The organism is Ruminococcus callidus ATCC 27760 (assembly GCF_000468015.1).
Classification (GTDB): Bacteria; Bacillota; Clostridia; order Oscillospirales; family Ruminococcaceae; genus Ruminococcus_C; species Ruminococcus_C callidus.
The window spans coordinates 1-377 of sequence record NZ_KI260488.1 but is presented as its reverse complement, the minus strand read 5'-3'; the positions used below and the strand labels follow the sequence as shown (position 1 = coordinate 377).

The following is a 377-nucleotide window of genomic DNA, read 5'->3' as shown; positions in this document are numbered from 1 at the left end:
TTACAGCTGATTTCTATGCGAAATGAAAAATATCCGGTTCTTCCAGGAACAGTCGGCGAGGTCACACATATTGATGATGTGGGCAGCATTCATATGCGGTGGGAGAATGGTTCTTCCCTTGCTCTGATTCCCGAAATCGACAGTTTCCAGACCGTATCCAAGGCGAAAAAATAAGGCGGCACCTCCTCCATTGTACGGTATGTTACCATACAATCGCAAGAATTGCAAGAGTGTATTCTACACAATCTTTTGCCCGCATTTTCTGTAGATTTAGCCACTTGCTATCTCCTCCGTTTAGAGTTAATATGGTTACAACAACAGGGAAAAAGCCCGAAACTACGGAGGAAAACACTATGAACGCTAAAACAGAAAGACAG

1 protein-coding gene is annotated in these 377 nt (G+C 43.5%); it reads left to right on the top strand.

Translation table 11 applies throughout. The annotated features are described in order from the left end of the window. Window positions 1-6 precede the first annotated feature (6 nt). Window positions 7-174, top strand: coding sequence for a DUF4314 domain-containing protein (locus RUMCAL_RS15205; protein WP_341349378.1), 168 nt, complete (start codon window positions 7-9; stop codon window positions 172-174). Window positions 175-377: the final 203 nt, after the last annotated feature.